The sequence below is a fragment of the Neotabrizicola paludis genome, assembly GCF_044142105.1.
GTDB lineage: Bacteria > Pseudomonadota > Alphaproteobacteria > Rhodobacterales > Rhodobacteraceae > Pseudogemmobacter.
In genome coordinates, this window is the sequence record NZ_JBGTYM010000008.1 from 156534 (window position 1) to 175351 (window position 18818).

An 18818-nucleotide genomic window follows, 5' to 3' on the forward strand; every position below is an offset into this window, starting at 1 on the left:
CCTCCCGTTTTTCTTTTTTGTTTCAGTCCCGCGGCCGCATCCAGCGCATCAGCAACAGCCCAACCGCGACCAGCAGCGTCGAGCCGATCACCGAGAGCACGCCCAGCGCGGGGATCTGCGGTGTGTAGCCCGAGACCATGCGCGAATAGAGCCACTTGGGCAGCGTCGCATCCACCCCGGTCGTGAAGAGCGAAAGCGGGAAGTTGCCCCAAGACAGAAGAAAAGCGAACAACCCGGCCGAGACGATGCCCGGCATCAGCAGCGGCAGGGTGATCTCGCGCATGACCGTCAAGGTCGAGGCCCCCATATCGCGCGCGGCCTCTTCCAGCGCCGGATCGAAGGCATAGGCACGGATGGCGATGATCAGCGTGGTGATCGGCGCGATCCACACCAGATGGGCGACGACCGCCGTCTTCCAGCTGGGCGTGATCCCCAGGGCCGAGAACCAGATCAGAAGGGCAAGACCAAGCACCGTCTGAGGAAAGAAGATCGGCAGGAGGATGATCTTCTGGAACAGCCCACGATAGCGCCATTGAAAGCGTGCAAAGGCCAGCGCGCCGAAGAAGCCGATCACCATCGACAGGATCGTCACAGAGACCGCGATCTTCAGCGAGGTGAGCACAAGTTCTCGCACCGTCGGGCTGGTGACGGCGGCGGCCATCCATTCGCTGGTATAGCGCTTGATCGGGAAGCTGAGGTAGCGCGCCTTGGAGACCGAGGCGAAGCCGACCGAGAGGAGAGGCAGGTAGAGGATGCAGAGGATCACGACGCCATAGAGGTAAAGAGCGATCCGGGTCGAATTGGAAACCTGCCTCATCTCTTGCGCCCCATGATCGCGTCCAGGTCGATCCGGCTGATCGGCACCAGCGCCAAAAGCGCCACGACCACGATCAACATCAGCGAGAGGGCCGACCCAAGCGGCCAGTTCTGCCCAAAGGTGAAGGCGCTTTCGACATCATCGGTCAGCACGATGATCGACCGGCCACCCAGTAGCTTGGCTTCGGCCACGGCGCCGGCGGACAGGACGAAGGTCAAGAGGCACCCGACCATGATCCCAGGCGCGGCGAGCGGCATCTCGATCTCGAAGAGAATGCGCGCGGGGCCTGCGCCAAGGTCCGAAGCAGCGAGCCGTGCGTCATCCGGCACCAGCGAGATGCCCTGCGCCAGCGGGAACAGCATGAAGGGAAAATAGACATAGCACATTCCGAAGACGATCACCGGCCAGTCATAGAGCGGCGTCTCGAAGCTGAAGCCGAACCAGGACCGCAGGTAGCCTTCCAGAAGGCCGCCCTTCATCAAGGACAGGCTCCAGCCGAACAGGCGAATGTTCTCCGAAACGAAAAGGATCAGGACGACCAGGATCGTGATGACCAGCGTGAAACGGCCAAAGACCTTGGCCATGCCATAGGCCAGCGGCCAGCTGACCACGAACAGGATCGCCGTCGTCAGGAAGGCCAGGCCAAGCGAGCGCAGAAGCGACTTGTAATAGCCCTGCTCCCAGATCACGGCGAAGGAGGAGAAGTCCGGCAGATGCGCCAGCTCGAACACCTTCTGCGGCATAACGGCAAAGGCCGCGACCAGCAGAAGCGGCATGACAAAGCTGAGCAGCAGCAGAATGCTGACCGGAAGGGCAGAAAGCAGGCCCAGGCGGCGTTCAAGCCGTTCCATCGGCGGCCTCCGCGATCAGGTGCACCGCGCCGCTGTCCCAGCCCAGTGTCACTTCGGTGCCGACCGGGGCGGTCAGGCGGGTCTCGAAGGGCCGTTCGACGGTCACAAGGCCCGCCGCCGTCTCGACCGAATACTGCACGCGAGAGCCCAATGCATATTCGGCGGCAAGGCGACCTTTCAGGGTGAAATCCGCCCCCTGCCCCGGATCGAGGAACCGCACCAGTTCCGGCCGGACCATCAGCACGCCGCGCCAACCCGGCGCCACGGCGAGCTTTCCCGCGACGGCAGAGATGCCTTGGGCGGGCCAGTCCGGCGTTCCGTCCGCGCGTGCGGTGACCGGGAACAGATTGACCTCGCCCATGAAGCTGGCGACGAAACGGCTGACGGGGCGCGAATAGATTTCCTCGGCGGTGGCGATCTGCTCGAAGCGACCCGCACGCATGATCGCGATGCGATCCGACATCACCATCGCCTCTTCCAGCGAGTGGGTGATGTAGACGAAGGTCTTGCCGGTCCGGGCATGCAGGTCCTTCAGCTCTTTCTCCAGCGTCTTTCGAAGGCGGTAATCCAGCGCCGAGAGCGGCTCGTCGAAGACGATGATCTGCGGATCAAAGGCCAGGGCCCGTGCCAGCGCCACGCGCTGGCGTTCGCCGCCCGAACATTGCGAGATGCGCTTGCCGTGATAGCTTTCCGGCAGGCGCAGCAACGCCAGCAATTCTATCGCGCGGGCGCGGCGATCCGCGGACGAGACGCCCTTCAGCTTCAGCGGGAATTCGATGTTCTGGCCCACCGTCATGTGCGGGAACAGGGCCAGAGACTGGAACACCATGCAGGTCGGGCGCTTGTTCGCCGGCATCGTGTCGATGCGGGCGCCGTTGAGGTTGATCGTGCCTTCGGACACGTCGTCGATCCCGACCAAAAGCCGGATCAGCGTGGACTTGCCGCTGCCCGAGGGGCCGACGATGGTCAGGAACTCGCCTTCCGCGATGTCAAGACTGATCCGGTCCAGCGCGGTGAACCGCCCGAACCGCTTGGTGACATTGTCGATCTTCACGAAAGGCTTCGCGGCCATCTCTTGCACTCATTTCCTTGGGGAAGCGTCGGCCCGCCGGTCCCCACCGGCGGGCCGGGCGGGTCTCAGCCCCGGCGCGCCGCGACGTAGATCGACAGAAGCTCATCATAGGATGGCACGACATCGAACTCGAGGCAGCGCGACATTTCCTCTTCCAGAGAGTCGAACTGGATCGCTTCCAGCTTCTCGTCGTCAAAGCGCGCCATGACCTCGGGGTTGCCCATCTGGGCCACCGGATTGTACGTGCCTTCGGCAAAGGCAACGACCTCTGCAATCTCGGGCTTTTGCACGAAGTCGAGGAAATCCTCAGCCAGATCCGACGGATCGGGGTTGTTCACCGCCGAAGTCAGTTCTACCCAGGAGGCGCCACCCTTGCCGTCGATCGGGCCTGTCCGCGGGGTGATGCCGCGCACGAACAGCGCTCCGTCATAGCGCGCGGGCGAGGCGGTGTAGGTACCGCCGGTGAAATAGCAGTCGATCTCGCCGTTGATCAGAGCGGTGTTCATCGCCACCAGATCGTCGGTCATCAGCTTGGCCCCGGCCACGATCCGCTTGGCGACATCGGTGAACTTCTGGATCGCATCGCCCTCGACCGGCTGGAAGGGATGGATCCCGGCCGCGAGGCAAAGGTGGATCACGTTCCAGTTGTCATAGGTCAACAGGCCATAGCGCCCCTGCATGGCCGGATCGAGGAACAGGTTCCAGCCCTGGTCCTCGGCCATGTCCTGGCTGATCTTGTCAGTATTGACGACGAAGGAGAACGGCCCGAAGCGCTGCGGCATGCCCAGAAGATCGCCGTTATCGGCAAAGGCCAGCGGATAGGGCTTCGAGAATTCGGGGGTCATCTTCTCGAAATACGGCAGGAACCGATCCTTGTTCAGCGGCCGGATCAGGTTGTCGCGCAACATCTCGCCCCGCGCCCAGGGCTGGTTGACGTTGATCAGATCCCAGGTGCCGATCTCGCCCGCCCGCAGCCGGTTGATCATCTCGGGGTCGGATGTGCCGCTTTCTGCCTTGACCGTCGCGCCGGGATATAGCTCGCGGAACGGGGTCAGAACCTGGTCCGAGTTGTAGCCCTCCCAGCAAAGGATATTCAGCCGGTCGGTCCGCCCGGCCCGCGCCACGCGGGGCAGAGACATGGCCGAAAGTCCGGCCAGACCGGCCGCACCAAAGGTAAACTGGCGTCTGTTGATCATCTGTTTGCTCCCATGTTGGTCTTGTTCCGGCGAGCGGTTGCTCCGCTTCTCTGCCGTGCCACCCCTCGGGCGGGTGGTTCATCGTCCCTGGATCGCCTCCAGCTTTGCCGTGATCGTGTCGCGGGCGATCCGCATGTCGTCCAGGCTGCCCGACATGAACAGCCGCCCCGTCGCGCCCATCATCTGGACGTCGTTGATGACGGCATTCGGCGCCGCCTTCTCGGCCTCGTTCGCGGCCACGCAGGCGAAAAGCGCAGGCGCCATCTCGTAGATGAGAAGCGCCACCCCCGGCACGAGGATCGAGGCATCGCGCGAGCGGTTCAGGATGATTGCATGCTGGTCCGACAGATCCTCGATGATGTCGTGATACAGGATCTGCGGTTTCAGCTGATCTTCCGGTTTCGCCCCGATTCCCTCGAGAATCGCCTTTCCGGCCGAATCCAGATCCGCCATCCGGTCAGAGTGCAGCTCCAGAAGCCCGAACTGGCGTTCGGTGTACAGGATCCCGGGCTCCATCTCGGGCGCCGACTTGAGCGCGAGGTCGGTGATCCGGTGGATCGCCAGCGCAGGAGCGACCTCGATGATCAGGGAATGCTGCCCCGCGAAGGGCGGGTATCCCCTCGCCCGTGTGGGCGAGGAAAGATAGGCCGCGAACTGGGGCTGGAGATCCTCGATGGGGAGATAGACGCGAAGCTCTGTCATGCCTCAGTCCTTGCTTGGGGATGCCGCCGGGCTTACTTCACGGCGTCGAAATGCTTGGCCAGGTCGGGGTGCGGGCGCGGAATGACGTGGACGGCGGTGACCTCACCGACCTGCGCGGCCGCTTCGGCGCCGGCTTCGGTCGCGGCCTTGACCGCCCCCACATCGCCGCGCACGACGACCGAGACCAGCCCGCCGCCAACCTCGTTGCGGGCGATGATCTCGACATTCGCCGCCTTGACCATGGCATCCGCCGCCGACAGCGCGGGCACATAGCCCTTGGTTTCGATCATTCCGATTGCAAGATTTGCCATTGTGAGAACTCCCTTACTTGCGTTTCGTGGTTTGCTCGTCGATCGAGCCGATGATGAGTGCGTCGATCGGGGCGGATTTCTCGGGGAAATATCCCGCCGCGACAGACCCTTGCGTGATCAGGACCGCCTCGCCCTCGGCGCAGCCAAGGGGATCGAAGGCGATCAACCTGGCGCCGGTTTCGGTCTCGACCTCGAGAAGGGCCCCGGTCGGGATCGTGCCGATGTGCCGGGTTGACCAAAGCCTGCCGCTGACGCGTGCCCGTATCATGCCAATGTCCTTTCGATCCTGATGCCGCGCCGGCGTGCCTCATCGCTGGCCAGCGGGGTAAGACGGGCGGATTTCGTGATCCGCAGCCGGGTTTCTCCATCCGCCACCGCTGCGATGTCACGCTCGGTGATCAGGCCCTTGCGCAGCTCCGGGACGGCGGTCGGAACCGTGGTCACCAGGACGGTCGGCGGAACGGCAGCAGGCGCAGGGGCCGCAACCGGCAGCGGCGCGTGAGGCTGACCCTCAAGTTCGAAACGCAGGCGACCATCGCGAAGCGCCGCTGCGAAGCCCGGATCCTGCGCCCGGGCCAGCACCGATTGCGCGAAGCGCATCAGATCGGTGCCCGAGGCGACGCGGACCCGCTCCACCGGCGAGACACCAAGAAGCTCAGCGCGGATGGCAGCGATCTCTTCGGCCAGAAGCTCGCGGACAAGGGCGCGGACGTCGTTCATCCGGTGGCCCCCGCTTCGCGCAAGGCGCGTTCCGCCGCGTCGCGGGCATTGCGCACGTCGGCCTCGGTCCCGGCCAGGTAGAGCCGCCCGTTCGCGCCGATCATCCGCATGTCGATGACCTTGATGTCGGCCTCTTTCTCCGCCTCGTTGCAGGCCAGGATGGCATAGGCCGCCGGCTGGCACTCGAGCAGGTAGATGCTTTCGCCGCCCAGAACCATCGAGCCGGTCTTGTTGCGGTTCATCAGGAAGGCATGCTGGTCGTCGACCCGCGTCACGATCTTCGAAGCCATGATCTTCGGCTTCTCCGCCTCGTCTTTGCGCTTGCCCATGGCATTCAGCGCAGCTTCGGACCCGGCTTGGACCTCGGCGGTGGAATAGGCATGGAACTGAAGTGTCCCGAACTGGCGCTCAACGACCAGAAAGCCGGCACGGACCTCTGCGCTTTTCAGCACCGTGTCGGTCAGCGCCTCGATGTCAAGGCCTGGGGCGATCTCGATGATCTGAGCGGCCATGCGCGCGCGCGGCAGGGTGCCCCGCATCCAGGTGGCGGTATAGGCCAGCGTCTGCGGCTGAAGCTGGTCGATGAAGATGAAAGCGCGAAGATCGGTCACGACTGGCCTCGGGTCAGTTCACGGAGTTCCTGAAGGATCAGCTGGCGCAGCATATCGCGGTCCATGCCACCCGCCTCGGTCGCTGGAGCCGCTGCCGGGACGGGCGCCGGACGCGGCGCGGAAGCCTGCCCCTCGAAGGGCGCGCGCACCGCGCCGAAATCGCCCATCTGCACCGAGGTGTCCGAATTCCAGGCCAGCCGCGTCCAATGCACCAGATGCTGCGGCCCGATGTTCTCGCCCACCGAAGAGCGCCCGGCATAGCCGGTGCCAATCATGAAGGAAGGCGCGAGATGCGTGGAAAAGCCCGCAGCGCCTTGCGAACAGGGGGCGTTCACCACAACCCGATAGACCGACAGCGCGGCGGCGAAATCCATCGCCTTCTGAGGGTCTTCGCAATGGATGGCCGCCGAATGACCCGAGCCGGTCATCCGCAGGATCATCTGCGCCATTCCTGTCGCGCGTTCGAAGGTCTCGGCCGTGGTCCAAGCCAGGACCGGACACAGTTTTTCCCGTGTCAACGGTTCGTCCAGCCCGACCTGTTCGACCGGGGCGATCAACACCCGCGTCGAGGACACAACCCGCACGCCCGCTTGCTGGGCGATCCAAATCGCGCTTTTCCCCACGGCCGCAGTATTCAGATGGCCCTGCGGGAACAGCCAGGCTCGCAGCTTCGCCACCTCGGCCTCAGACAGGATATGCGCCCCCGCCGCACGCAACGCCAGTTCCAGCCGGTTGGAATTCTGGGCCAGCGAGAGCAGTACGCTTTCATTCGTACACAGGACCGAGTTGTCGAACGCCTTGCTGTCGACGATCCGTTGCGCCGCAAGCGTCTGATCGGCGGTGGGATCGACATAGACCGGCGCGTTGCCCGGCCCGACGCCGATCGCCGGATTGCCCGAGGAATAGGCCGCGCGCACCATCGGCCCGCCGCCCGTGGCCAGGATCACCTGAACTTTGGGCGAGGCCATCAGCGCCTGCACCAGCGGGACCGAAGGCTCCTCGATGCACTGGATCAGTCCTGAGGGCGCGCCGGCGGCCACGGCTGCTGCCTCAAGCCGGGCCGCGGCATGCGCACAGCAGGCCTTGGCCATCGGATGCGGGCTGAAGATCACCGCATTGCGGCTGAGAAGCGCCAGGATCGCCTTGTAATACAGGGTCGAAACAGGGTTGGTCGCCGGCGTCAGCGCAAGGATCACTCCTGCGGGCTTCGGGATCTCGACCATCTTGCGCGCCGCATCGACGCGCGGGTTCACCAGATCGGTATTCTCATAGAAATCGATCAGCGGATGGGCAGAAAGCTCATTCTTCCGGCGCTTGTGCTCGACCACGCCCATGCCGGTTTCCCGGACCGCCCAGTCGGCATATTCCTGCGCCGCCTTGTGCGCGGCCTCGGCCACGGCGCGGGCGATCCGCATCACCGCCGCACGGTCGTAGCGCGCATAGGACCTGACCGCCCAGCCGGCCCGGTCGATCTTCATCCGCGCTGTGGCCTCGGCCTGGTCCGGCACGACAAGGCGTGGCGCGTCCTCGTGAAGTTGCATCTGCATCTCCCTTGCCGTGGATCAGGCGGCCCGCCGCGGGCTGCGCAACAGCGCACGCGCACGCGGCATGGCGGCTTCCATCCGGTCGACGATTTCCTGACAGGTTGCGACGTCCAGCAGAACGCCGGGCTTGAACTGCAACACCCGCTTGTCGAGCGACGAGAAGATCGCCCAGACGCCGTTCTCGTACAGGGCGCGGGACACGGCGACCGCGCCCTCGGGGTGGTCGAACTCCAGCCCCAGGATGACACCGCGCTGGCGGATGCCGACGAAGACATCGCTGTGGGCGGCCATCATCTGGGTCAGGCTCCGGTGGAAGAAGTCCGCGACGAAATGGACATTCGAGATGACCTCCGGGCGCTGCAGCATGTCGATGACCTGATGGCCGACCACGCAGCCCAACTCCGACCCGCCCGAGGTGCTGATATGCGCGGCCCCGTCCTCATGCAGCCAGCCGCCGCATTTCTCGGTCACGACACAGGCCGAGATCGGATAGATTCCGCCGCCCAGCCCCTTGCCGGTGACAAACATGTCCGGCTCCAGCCCGTAGGACTGCCAGCCCCACATCATTCCGGTGCGCATCAGCCCGGTCTGCACCTCGTCGGCGATGTACAAAGTGCCGTAGCGGCGGCACAGGTCCTGACAGGCCTTGAGATAGCCGTCATTCGGCATCGGGAAGCCGTAGGTGGCCGGGATCGTCTCGATGATGAAGGCCGCCACGTCACGGCCGCGCAGCGCCCGCTCAAGCGCGTCTCTGTCGTTGAATGGGACCTGAACGAATTCCTCGGGCCGGTCGGCGAGAAATATCTTAGAGAAGCGGTCGTCGCCCGTCGCGACCGACAGGCCGGAATGGCCGTGGTAACCTTTGATGATCGATACGATCTTGCGGCGCTTTGTGGTATATCGGGCAGTTTTGAGCGCGATCTCCACAGCTTCGGCGCCGCCCGCCCCGAAGATCGCATATTTCATCCCGGGCGCGGTCTTTACCAGCTTCTCGGCGAAGGCCGCCCGCGCAACCGAGGGGAACCAGTGGTTGCCCATGTCGAAATAGTCCAGCGCCGACTTTAGTGTGGCGACCAGTTCGGGGTTGCGGTGGCCGAAATTGTAAGTTCCGCCATTGAGATGAAGGTCGATCAGTCGGCGGCCGGACATGTCGTAGAGGAAGTAGCCTTCGCGCCGGTCGATCACCAGGTCGATCCCCGCTTCCTGCCAGAACTTCGTCTTTCCGGGGTTCCAGTACTCGATCGCCCGGTCGAGCAGCTCGGCCTTCGAATCGAAATTGAAGAATCCGTAGTTGAACACGAACGCACCTCCATTTGACCGATGATTGTCATCACTTCCTGTAACTAGCAACATAATTTGTTGGGTATCGGTCAAAAATATGATTGAAGGCGACGGCCGCGCCTGCGATCCTTTGTGCGAACTCATGTCCAGGGGGGCGCGCGTGCGACCAATCAAATCGCGCAAGGAGATGCGACACGCCCGGATCCTGATCGCCCTCGAGGCGAATCCTGCGATTCGGGTCAATCAGCTTGCCGAGGACCTGGATGTCTCGACTGAGACCATCCGCCGTGACCTCGCCGAACTGGACCAGATCGGCCGGTTGAGCCGCACCTATGGCGGCGCGGTAAGCACCGGCGCGCGGTTCGAACCGGCCCTGACCGAACGGCTCGCCCTGCATGTGACCGAACGCCAGGCGATTGCGCAGACGGCGATCGAGCGTTTCGGCCAGGCCGAAACGATGCTTCTGGGCGGCGGGGCGACCGTGCTGGCTTTCGCCCGCGCCCTGCGCGACACACAACAGCGTCGCACCATCATCACGCCCGCCTATCCCATCGCGGTCGAGCTTTCCTCCAACCCGCTGATCGAGATCATGCTGCTGCCCGGAATCTTCGAGCCGCAGGAGCGGATGGTCTACGGACCCGAAACGATCCGCGCCTTGGATCGATACCGCGCCGAGGTCGTCATCATCGGCGCTTCGGGCCTTGCGGCCTCGGGTGTCAGCGAGGCGATGCTCCAGATCGGCGAAGTCTATAGCGCGATGCTGCAGATGGCCGATCGCGCGGTGGTACTGGCGGACCATTCCAAGTTCGGCAAACGCGCGCTCATGCTGCTTGGCGGCTGGAGCAGCCGCATGAGCCTGATCACCGACCGGATGCCCGAGAAAGAGTTGGAGCAAAGCCTAAGAGACGCGGGTTCGCAGATCATCCTGCCGACAGATCCGAGACCATCCGGCGCATAGGCCCGAGGGGCACCTGCCGATGACCACCGTCTCGCAAAAGATCTCGCCCTGATCGGTGCGGACCGAAGTCACGCGGCGGTTCTCGATGCCGAAGCCCGTGACCTCGCAGCCCTGGACGAATTTAACCCCACGCGCGCGGGCCCCGGAAGCAAGGGCCCGGCACAGGCTTGCCGGATCGACATGGCCATCCGAGGCGATGAAGGTCGCCCCTTCCACCCCGTCCAGAGACATGATCGGGAACAGGTCCTGCGCCTCCTTGGGCGTCAGGATCTCCATCTCCATGCCAAAGGAGCGCGCGGCGGTGGCCAAACGGCGGAATCCCTTCATCCGGTCCTTCGATGAGGCGATGCGCAGACTGCCCACCTGCTTGAAATCGATGGCCTGCCCGGTCTCGGCCTCGAGCGTGGCATAAAGCGCGACCGAGCGGCGAAGCATCCGGGTGACGTTCTGCTAGGTGTTCAGTCCCGGCATCTGGTGGATCGGTCGCCCTGTCGCCGATCTGATCCAGCACGAAATGGACCCGCCCCGGTTCCGTTCCGGTCTTTTGAAATCAACCCGGGCCGTCAGGACCCAAGCTTATCCAAAAGATAGACGCGGGCTTTCCGATCAAAGCCGATGATCTTGCCGCCTGCGGCAAGGGCAGACTGCAATGCGCTTCGAAGGGCCAGTCGCAGGCTCTCGGCCTGCATTGGGTTGTCCGCGGTCAGTTGTTCGATGTTGTCAGGAAGCGCCACCGCCAGCGGGACGCCTCGATCAGGAAGACCCACGGCACCCGACGCACGCCCGACGACCCAAGGGTCCATCAAGTTCCAGTCGACCAAAAGGCGGTCTGACCCCATGCCGGTGTTGATACCGGCCATATCGCCATAATAGTCCTGCAAATATGTGCTGGACTCGGCACCCAGCCGATCAATGTTGAGCGAGGCGTTGATCACGCGCATCGGATCGAACGTCCAGCGGACATGGGTGATGCCGCGCGCAAGGCACCAGTCGCGCTGATACAGCTTCAACCTGACGCCCAGCCCCATCCCCTGCGTCTGCGCCAGCACCGCGAGGCGGTGCGAATGCTGGACCTGCGGGTCGCGGGTCGGAAAACCGAAAACATAGCCTGCCAACCTGCCGTCGACAAATGCCCCGCCAACCAACCCGCCCTCGGCCTGGATGACCATCATCAGGTCGGCAGGATCGGGCAGGTCGCCCTCGCCCCAGACCTGCCGCTGCAGATCTTCGGCGGCGCGGAATTCCGCCATGCCCGAAAGGTCGCGAAACGTGACATCGGTCATGGCTGCAGCTCCTGATGCGACAGGGTTGCGCGGGCCAGATAGTCATGATCCAGGGTGACACCCGTCCCCGCCCCCTTGGGTACCGGCATCCGGCCGTCGACCGTTTCAAGCTTCTCCTCAACAATGTCGCGGGTGAAATAACGGCTTGCGGACGAGGTGTCGCCCGGCTTGGTAAAGTTCGGCAGGGTGGACAGATGAATGTTGTGCGCCCGGCCTATGCCGGATTCAAGCATGCCACCGCACCAGACCGGCACCTGGAAGGCCTGCGACAGATCATGAATCTGGCGCGCCGCGGCATGGCCACCGCTGCGACCGACCTTGATGTTGATCACCCGCGCCGCATCGGTCTGCAGCGCCTTGCGCGCGTGCTCCACCGTGCGGATGCATTCGTCGAGACAGAGCGGCGTGCGGATGCGCTGTTGCAAGGTCGCATGGTCGTGGATGTCGTCCCAGGCCAGGGGCTGTTCGATGTAGTCGAGGTCGAAATCGTCCATCTGGCGGATCAAGGCCGTGTCGGAGAGCGTGTAGCAACAATTGGCGTCGACTGTCAGATGTGCATGGGGAAACTCTCGCCGCACGGCCTGCAGCAAACCGATATCATGCCCCGGCCTGACCTTTAGCTTGATCCTCTTGTACCCCTGCGCCACATGCGCGGCCACCCGGTCGACCGTGCCCGCGACCGGACCGATGCCAAGAGATACGCCCACATCGATGGCATCCCCTTCGCCGCCCAGCACGGTCTGCAAGGGCAGGTTCAGGGATCGCGCCCAGAGGTCCCAGAACGCCATCTCGACCGTTGCCTTGGCCATGTGATTGGCGCGCCAGGGCGCCATCTGCCGGGCCAGTGTCTCGGGATTGGCATAGGTCTTGCCCAGCACCTGCGGCAGAAGAACCTTTTCCAGAAGATCCATCGCGCCCGCCACCGTTTCCTCAAGGTAATCGGGCAGCGGGTCCATCACGCCCTCGGCGTGCCCCTCCAGGCCACCTGAACGTAGGGTCAGAAGCGGAAAAACCTTTTCGGTCATCGTGCCGGTCGCAATCGTGAACGGCGTCACCAAGGGCAGGCGGACCAGCCGCAGGACGGCCCCGTCGATGCGCAACGGGGCCTTGGTCGGCGCGGAATCGGACATGAGGTCTCCTGTCGGAAAGGGTCGCGGCAGCCTAGCGAAAATCAGTTTACTTGCAATATTGACCCAATGAAAGATTGCTGACAGGCTGAATCCCTGACGGAGGATGCGCCAGTGGAAAACCACCAGCACGACGGACAGCCAGACGGCGCCGAGGCGGCTCCAGCCGTCGGCGATCTGCGCGAACGCCTGTCGGCGGCCGTGGAAACCGGCACGCCGGCCGAACGGGCTTTGGCGCATTACCTGATGTCAAACCTCTCCTCGCTGCCCTTTGAGACGGCCTCCAGTGTGGCGCAGAAAGTGGGGCTGTCCGAGGCGTCGGTCGGAAGGTTCTGCCGGTCGATCGGCTATCGCCACCTGAAGGATCTTAAGGCCGGGCTGCAGGCCGATCTGGGCGAAAAAGCCTGGCTGATCGGGGATCGGCTGAAAGATTTCCACCGGCGCAGCCAGCAGGGCAATGCGGAATTGTCCCGCGCTCTGGAGCGGGAGATCGCGGCCATCGTCACCGTCTATGAACTGGCCGCCACCCCGGCATTCGCTGCCGCGGTGCATCGGCTGGCGCATCGGAAATCGGTCCATGTGGCAGGCTTCCAGACCGAAAGGGGGCATGCGGCCGATCTGGTCTACAATCTGCAATATCTACGCCCCGGCGTGCATCTGGCCGATTCATCGAATGGGCATTTCGCCGATATCCTTCTGGGTGATCCGGACGAGACGACCTTGGTCCTGATCGATGGGCGGCGCTACTCGCGCCTGACGCGCGATCTTGCCATCGCGGCCCGCGACGAGGGCGTCCCCGTCACGCTGATCACCGATCCCTACTGCGACTGGGGCCCGGCGGTGGCGACCGAGCTTTTTGCCGTCCCTACCGACCTGAACCATTTCTGGGACACAACCACAGCCATTTCATCGCTGATCGGGCTGCTGGTGAACGGCGTCTTCCGCGAGTTGGGGGCAGAGGTCGAAGACCGAATGGCCCGCGTCTCGGCGCTTTATGACGATTTCATCGGACATACGACCCTGGGACGTACCCCGGGCAAACCCTGACCCCTACCAACAGAGAGGACCGTCATGACTTTTACTTTCCGCAAATCCTTGCTGTCTGCCACCATCAGCCTGACCACGCTTCTGGCCACCCAGGGTGTGTGGGCACAGGAAGCCGTCTTCGTGATGGCGGGCAACGAGGTGGGCGCGCCGACCTACAACCCCATCAAGGCGACGATGCTGAACACGGCCACAGGGCTGCTGTTCGATCGGCTGGTCTCGCAGGCCGCCGACCTGTCCTATCACCCTTGGCTCGCGGAAAGCTGGGAAGAGGCGCCGGACGGCATGTCCTGGACCTTTCATCTCAAGCAGGGCGTGACCTTTCACAACGGCGAGCCCTTCAACGCAGAAGCGGTGAAGGCGTGGATCGAACTGTTCAAGACCACGCCGAGCGACAACACCTACATGGCCGAGGCCATCGCATCTGTCGAAGTCGTCGACGACCATACCGTCAAGTTCGTCATGTCGCGGCCCGAGCCGAACCTGCTTTACAATCTGTCCTCGACCTTCATGAGCGTGGTGGAGGCGAAGTCCTTCGCCGCTTTGGGCGATGATTATGGCGTGACCGAAGTCTATGGAACCGGCCCTTTCAAGCTGGAGAGCTTTACCATCGGGCAGGAAACCGTGCTGGTGCGGAACGACGATTATGTCTGGGCGTCACCGCTCGCCAAAAATCACGGCCCGGCAAAGATGGAACGCGTCACCTTCCGCGAAATTCCCGAAGATTCGACGGCCTTCCTAGAACTGAAAACCGGCGGCGTTGACATGCTGATGTCGGTTCCGCCCGATCTGACCGCCGAGATCGTAAAGGAACCCAACCTGACTGTCGTCACCCTGCCCGGCGCCGATGTCTGGTACATGCCGATCAACGTGACGAAGGCGCCCTTTGACGACATCCGCGTGCGCGAGGCTGCGGCAAAGGCCATCAACCAAGAGGAAATCCTGGCCTCGGTCTTTGGCGGTGTCGGCACCACGGCCGATACATTCCTGATTTCGGCTTTGCCAGAAAGCAAAGTGCCCGAGAGTTCCAAGATCAAATACGACCCCGCCCGCGCAAACGCCCTGCTGGATGAGGCAGGTTGGGCGATGGGGCCTGACGGCGTTCGGACCAAGGATGGCCAGCCGCTGAAAGTGTCCCTCTGGACGCAAAGCGACAGCATCTTCCGGCGCTTGACCGAAGTGGTGCAGGCGCAGCTGAAAGCTGTGGGGATCGAGGCCGAAATCACGACCTTCGACAGCTCGACCATCCGCGACCAGTACAAGACCGGCGAACAGCAATTGGCCGTGCGCTCCTACAACTGGGACAATGCCGATATCGTCGACTGGTTCTTTGGCGGCGACCGGTTGGGCTATCCCAACGTGTCGATGTTCAATGATCCCAAGGCTGAAGAACTGCGGGCCGCCGCCATGACCGGGGCCAAGAACATGGAAGAGCGGATCGCCAACTTTACCGCCTATCATGACTATGTGCTGACCCAGTTCCCGATGGCGCCGATCTACCAGCCGGTTCAGGCGATGGCCTATAACCACGACCGGCTTTCGGTGCCCGAAAAGCTCGACGCCCCGTCCTTCGGATCGGCCCTGTTCATGGACATAGAGGTGAAAGAGTAAGCGCAGAAGCGACAGGGGCACCGGTATGCTGTCTTATCTGGTCCGCAGGATCCTGATGCTGATCCCGGTGTTCCTGGCCGTGTCTGTGGTGATCTTCTCGATCCTTCACTTCATTCCCGGCGATCCCATCGACAACCTGCTCAAGCCGGGATCGCCGCCGGATGCCCGCGCGCAGATGGAGGCGCGCTACGGTTTGGACAAGCCATTGCCGGTGCAATACGGCATCTGGCTGGCGAAGGTGGTGCAGGGCGATCTGGGCACGGCCATCGTCGCCCGCCGCCCTGTCACGGATCTGATTGCCGCCGCCTTGCCGCATTCCCTGTGGCTGGGCGGGCTGGCCCTCTTGTTTTCCACCACGGTGGGCATCGTTCTGGGCGTCATCGCCGCGCTGAACAAGGATGGCTGGCCGGACAGGATGATCATGGGCGGGGTTCTCCTCGGCTCTACCATGCCCAGCTTCTGGCTGGGGCTGCTGCTGATCCTGGCTTTCTCGGTCTGGTTGGGATGGTTTCCGGTGTCGGGTGCCAGAGGGTGGAACTCGCTTGTTCTGCCGGTGCTGACCATCGGGCTTGGCGGCACGGCCCTGGTCGCCCGCATCACCCGCGTTTCGATGATCGAGGCGGCCGGACGGGATTTCGTGGCCTTGCTGCACGCCAAGGGTCTGTCGCCGCTGCGGATCCAGCTGCGCCATGTCTTGCGTCAGGCCCTTATTCCGGTGATCACAATCCTTGCGCTGCGGATCGGCTGGATCCTTGGGGGCGCGGTGACGGTCGAAGTGGTATTTGCCCGCCCGGGTCTTGGGACCTTGCTGATCAAGTCGCTTGGCCAGCACGATTATCCCGTGGTGCAAGCCTGCCTGTTGATGCTGGCGATGGCGGTCATGCTGGGCACGCTGCTGGGTGACATCCTTCAGGCTGCAATGGACCCGCGTGTCCGAGCGGCCCTGGAATGACGATGCCCGCCCCGATCCGCGCCTTGCGCCGCCCGGCCGGAGCCATTGCCGCAGGCTGGCTTCTGGCGGTGATCTTTGCCGCGCTCTTTGCACCGCTGCTCACGCCCTATGCCTATGACGTGCAGAACCTGCCGCAGGCCTATCAGCCTGCCTCGTCAACGCATTGGCTGGGCACAGACGAGTTCGGCCGCGATCTGCTGACACGATTGATCTATGGCGCGCGCACCTCGCTTTCCGTCAGCGCCACCGCCATTGCCATCTCGGTTGCCTGCGGCATGACGCTGGGCGCGGCCGCGGCCTGGTTCGGCGGCTGGCTGGACCGTATCGTGACCATGGTGGTCGACATGACATGGTCCTTCCCGGAAATCCTGATCGCACTGATCCTTGTCGCCATCATCGGCCCCGGCACCACAGGCACCATGATTGCCATCTCGGTCGCCTATCTGGCGCAGTTCACCCGGCTGACCCGCGCCCAGATCATGACCCTCAAGGGCGAGACCTTTGTCGAGGCCGCCCGGTCACTTGGCGCAACGAACGGCCACATCCTGTTCCGGCACCTGCTGCCCAATGCCTTGGCCCCTGTCCTGGTCTCGGCCATGCTGGCCACCGGCGATGCGATCATTCTTGAGGCCACGCTTGGCTTCTTCGGTCTTGGCGCGCAGCCGCCGACGCCAAGCTGGGGCGGGATGATGTCCGCAGGCTCTGCCCTGGTGTTCAAGGCTCCGTGGATCATCATCTTCCCGGGCCTCGCCGTTGCCATCACGGTGATCGCCATCAACCTGTACGGCGATGCCCTGATCGCCGCGCTGGATGTTCGCGCCAAAGTGCGGAGGACCGCATGACGGCCTTGCTAGAGCTTTCTGACGTCAATGTCGCGATCGGCACGACGGCGCTGCTGGACCGGATCAGCCTTCGGGTCGACAAGGGCCAGATTCTCGGGCTGGTCGGCGAAAGCGGGTCGGGCAAGTCGTTGACCGCCACCGCCGCCATGGGCCTGCTGCCACTGATCGGGGGCCGGGTCACTGCGGGGACGGTGCGCTTCGATGGGCAGGATCTGGCTGCGATGACGGACCGCCAGCGCCGCGCGCTGCGCGGTCGCCGCATCGGCTTCGTCAGCCAGAATCCCATGACGGCACTGGACCCCGTCCAAAGGATCGGGGAACAGGTCGATGTCGTATCGCGCCTGCATCTTGGGCTCTCGCGCCAGGCCGCGCGGGCCCGCACGCTCGACCTGCTGACGCAACTCCGCATCCCCGAGGCCGCGGCAGTGGCGGAGTCCTGGCCGCATCAGCTGTCGGGCGGAATGAAGCAGCGCATCGTGATTGCCATGGCGCTGGCCGGAGACCCGGACCTGATCATCGCGGATGAGCCGACGACCGCGTTGGATGTCACCGTTCAGGCGCAGATCATCCAGATTCTTGGCGCGCTGGTGCGCGACCGCGGGCTGGCGCTGCTGTTGATCACACATGACATGGGCGTGGTGGCACAGGTCTGCGACCGTGTGACCGTGCTTTATGCCGGGCGCGTGGCCGAAGAAGGCCCCGTCGGCCCGATCTTCGCCGCGCCCGCGCATCCCTACACCGCCGCCCTGATCGGCTGCATTCCGCAGGAAGGGATGGACAAGGGTGCGCTGAAAGGCATTCCCGGGACGGTGCCTTCGGCCTTTGCATTCCCGCCTGGCTGCCGCTTTGGCCCACGCTGCGCCCGAGCGGATACCGTCTGCCAGCAGGTGCCGCAACTGCGGTCGCGGGGGCAGGGTCTTGTCGCCTGCCACCATGCCGAGGATGGCGCATGACCCCCTTGATACAAATCGATGCCCTGTCGAAACGCTTCCGCTCTGGTGGCGGACTTCTGTCACGCCCGCGCACCATGCTGGCCGTTCGCGATGTCTCGCTGTCGATCGCCAAGGGAGAGGTCGTCGGTGTCGTCGGCGAAAGTGGCTGTGGCAAGTCCACCCTCGCCCGGCTGGTCCTGCGGTTGATCGAACCGACCACCGGCAGCATTACCTTCGACGGCACCGAGGTAACCGCCCTTCCCCCTGCCGCGCTGCGCCGGTTGCGCCGCCGCATGGCGATGGTGTTTCAGGACCCCTATTCCAGTCTGGACCCGCGCTACACGCTGGCACAGGTCCTGGCTGAGCCCTACCAGGTGCAGCGCCAGAGGCTTCCGGCCGATGCGATCGGGCAAATGTTGTCTGCGGTCGGCCTGCCCGAAAGCCTTGCGCAAAGCCACCCCCACCAACTGTCGGGGGGCCAGCGTCAGCGGGTTGGCATCGCCCGTGCGCTGGCGATGCGCCCGGATTTCGTGGTCCTTGATGAGCCGACAGCGTCGCTCGATGTGTCGATCCAGGCGCAGATCATCGCCCTGCTTGAGGATCTGCGCGACCGGATGGGGCTGACCTATCTCTTCATCAGCCACGATCTTGGTCTGGTGCGCTATTTCTGCGACCGGATCGTGGTGATGTATCTGGGCGCCGTGGTCGAAGTTCTGCCAGATCCCAAAGCCGCGCCCCGTCATCCCTATACTGCCGCGCTGATCCAGTCCGGCTTTGTCCCTGATCCGGCAAAGCGCCGCGATCTGACCCCGTTGCAGGGCGAGATCCCCAGCCCCTTCGCGCTGCCCCCCGGCTGTGCCTTTGCCAGCCGCTGTGCGTTTGCCAGCAGCCGCTGCCGGACAGAAACGCCGAAGCTAAGCCAGGACTCCCCCCATCCCGTCGCCTGCCACCATCCGCTTTGAAA

The 18818-nt window shown here is 63.9% G+C and carries 21 protein-coding genes; 7 read left to right on the forward strand and 14 right to left on the reverse strand.

Translation table 11 applies throughout. The features are described from left to right. Positions 1-22 precede the first annotated feature (22 nt). The 11 genes from ACED67_RS16720 to ACED67_RS16770 all read right to left on the reverse strand — a co-directional run bounded on the left by ACED67_RS16720 (position 23) and on the right by ACED67_RS16770 (position 9123). Positions 23-817, reverse strand: a complete 795-nt coding sequence (locus ACED67_RS16720) for an ABC transporter permease (RefSeq protein WP_395542854.1) — start codon at positions 815-817, stop codon at positions 23-25. Next, a complete protein-coding gene (locus tag ACED67_RS16725) occupies positions 814-1668 on the reverse strand; it encodes an ABC transporter permease (protein ID WP_395542855.1) in 855 nt (284 codons plus the stop codon). Before ACED67_RS16725 ends, ACED67_RS16720 begins: the two co-directional genes overlap by 4 nt. After that, the gene (locus ACED67_RS16730; RefSeq protein ID WP_395542856.1) at positions 1655-2740 is read right to left on the reverse strand and encodes an ABC transporter ATP-binding protein; all 1086 of its coding nucleotides are present in this window, start codon (positions 2738-2740) and stop codon (positions 1655-1657) included. The genes ACED67_RS16725 and ACED67_RS16730 overlap by 14 nt, the downstream gene beginning before the upstream one ends. A gap of 65 nt (positions 2741-2805) precedes the next feature. Then, the gene (locus tag ACED67_RS16735) at positions 2806-3936 is read right to left on the reverse strand and encodes an ABC transporter substrate-binding protein (protein WP_395542857.1); all 1131 of its coding nucleotides are present in this window, start codon (positions 3934-3936) and stop codon (positions 2806-2808) included. Positions 3937-4014: 78 nt separating this feature from the next. Beyond that, positions 4015-4638, reverse strand: coding sequence for a microcompartment protein (locus tag ACED67_RS16740; RefSeq protein ID WP_395542858.1), 624 nt, complete (start codon positions 4636-4638; stop codon positions 4015-4017). A gap of 32 nt (positions 4639-4670) precedes the next feature. Then, positions 4671-4949 carry a BMC domain-containing protein gene (locus ACED67_RS16745; RefSeq protein ID WP_395542859.1) on the reverse strand — a complete coding sequence of 93 codons (279 nt, stop codon included), beginning with the start codon at positions 4947-4949 and terminating at the stop codon, positions 4671-4673. 13 nt (positions 4950-4962) lie between these two features. Beyond that, positions 4963-5217 (reverse strand): EutN/CcmL family microcompartment protein, encoded by a 255-nt coding sequence (locus ACED67_RS16750; protein WP_395542860.1) that lies wholly within the window; start codon positions 5215-5217, stop codon positions 4963-4965. Continuing rightward, the gene (locus tag ACED67_RS16755; RefSeq protein ID WP_395542861.1) at positions 5214-5669 is read right to left on the reverse strand and encodes a hypothetical protein; all 456 of its coding nucleotides are present in this window, start codon (positions 5667-5669) and stop codon (positions 5214-5216) included. The genes ACED67_RS16750 and ACED67_RS16755 overlap by 4 nt, the downstream gene beginning before the upstream one ends. Next, positions 5666-6280 (reverse strand): BMC domain-containing protein, encoded by a 615-nt coding sequence (locus ACED67_RS16760; protein WP_395542862.1) that lies wholly within the window; start codon positions 6278-6280, stop codon positions 5666-5668. The genes ACED67_RS16755 and ACED67_RS16760 overlap by 4 nt, the downstream gene beginning before the upstream one ends. After that, positions 6277-7821, reverse strand: coding sequence for an aldehyde dehydrogenase family protein (locus ACED67_RS16765; protein WP_395542863.1), 1545 nt, complete (start codon positions 7819-7821; stop codon positions 6277-6279). Before ACED67_RS16765 ends, ACED67_RS16760 begins: the two co-directional genes overlap by 4 nt. 21 nt (positions 7822-7842) lie before the next feature. After that, a complete protein-coding gene (locus ACED67_RS16770) occupies positions 7843-9123 on the reverse strand; it encodes a class-III pyridoxal-phosphate-dependent aminotransferase (protein ID WP_395542864.1) in 1281 nt (426 codons plus the stop codon). A gap of 169 nt (positions 9124-9292) precedes the next feature. On the opposite strand from ACED67_RS16770, the gene ACED67_RS16775 reads away from it, so the two are divergent. After that, the gene (locus tag ACED67_RS16775) at positions 9293-10063 is read left to right on the forward strand and encodes a DeoR/GlpR family DNA-binding transcription regulator (protein ID WP_395542865.1); all 771 of its coding nucleotides are present in this window, start codon (positions 9293-9295) and stop codon (positions 10061-10063) included. On the opposite strand, the gene ACED67_RS16780 is transcribed toward ACED67_RS16775, so the two are convergent. The 3 genes from ACED67_RS16780 to menC all read right to left on the reverse strand — a co-directional run bounded on the left by ACED67_RS16780 (position 10004) and on the right by menC (position 12476). Then, positions 10004-10498, reverse strand: a complete 495-nt coding sequence (locus tag ACED67_RS16780) for an NAD(P)/FAD-dependent oxidoreductase (RefSeq protein ID WP_395542866.1) — start codon at positions 10496-10498, stop codon at positions 10004-10006. The two genes, ACED67_RS16775 and ACED67_RS16780, sit on opposite strands and share 60 nt — an antisense overlap. 128 nt (positions 10499-10626) lie before the next feature. Next, the gene (locus ACED67_RS16785; protein WP_395542867.1) at positions 10627-11346 is read right to left on the reverse strand and encodes a GNAT family N-acetyltransferase; all 720 of its coding nucleotides are present in this window, start codon (positions 11344-11346) and stop codon (positions 10627-10629) included. Continuing rightward, complete coding sequence (menC, locus tag ACED67_RS16790) at positions 11343-12476, reverse strand: o-succinylbenzoate synthase (protein ID WP_395542868.1); 1134 nt, start codon at positions 12474-12476, stop codon at positions 11343-11345. The genes ACED67_RS16785 and menC overlap by 4 nt, the downstream gene beginning before the upstream one ends. A gap of 111 nt (positions 12477-12587) precedes the next feature. On the opposite strand from menC, the gene ACED67_RS16795 reads away from it, so the two are divergent. Genes ACED67_RS16795 through ACED67_RS16820 form a run of 6 tightly spaced genes read left to right on the forward strand, consistent with a single transcriptional unit; the run spans position 12588 to position 18816 of the window. Beyond that, the gene (locus ACED67_RS16795; RefSeq protein ID WP_395542869.1) at positions 12588-13520 is read left to right on the forward strand and encodes a MurR/RpiR family transcriptional regulator; all 933 of its coding nucleotides are present in this window, start codon (positions 12588-12590) and stop codon (positions 13518-13520) included. A 24-nt stretch (positions 13521-13544) separates the two neighbouring features. Further along, complete coding sequence (locus ACED67_RS16800; RefSeq protein WP_395542870.1) at positions 13545-15128, forward strand: ABC transporter substrate-binding protein; 1584 nt, start codon at positions 13545-13547, stop codon at positions 15126-15128. A gap of 25 nt (positions 15129-15153) precedes the next feature. Beyond that, on the forward strand, positions 15154-16080 hold the full coding sequence (locus tag ACED67_RS16805) for an ABC transporter permease (RefSeq protein WP_395542871.1): 927 nt from the start codon (positions 15154-15156) through the stop codon (positions 16078-16080). Next, complete coding sequence (locus ACED67_RS16810) at positions 16077-16922, forward strand: ABC transporter permease (protein ID WP_395542872.1); 846 nt, start codon at positions 16077-16079, stop codon at positions 16920-16922. The genes ACED67_RS16805 and ACED67_RS16810 overlap by 4 nt, the downstream gene beginning before the upstream one ends. Further along, positions 16919-17875 carry an ABC transporter ATP-binding protein gene (locus ACED67_RS16815; protein WP_395542873.1) on the forward strand — a complete coding sequence of 319 codons (957 nt, stop codon included), beginning with the start codon at positions 16919-16921 and terminating at the stop codon, positions 17873-17875. Before ACED67_RS16810 ends, ACED67_RS16815 begins: the two co-directional genes overlap by 4 nt. Next, positions 17872-18816: an ABC transporter ATP-binding protein gene (locus ACED67_RS16820; protein ID WP_395542874.1), complete on the forward strand. Its 945-nt coding sequence runs from the start codon at positions 17872-17874 to the stop codon at positions 18814-18816. Before ACED67_RS16815 ends, ACED67_RS16820 begins: the two co-directional genes overlap by 4 nt. Positions 18817-18818 lie beyond the last annotated feature (2 nt).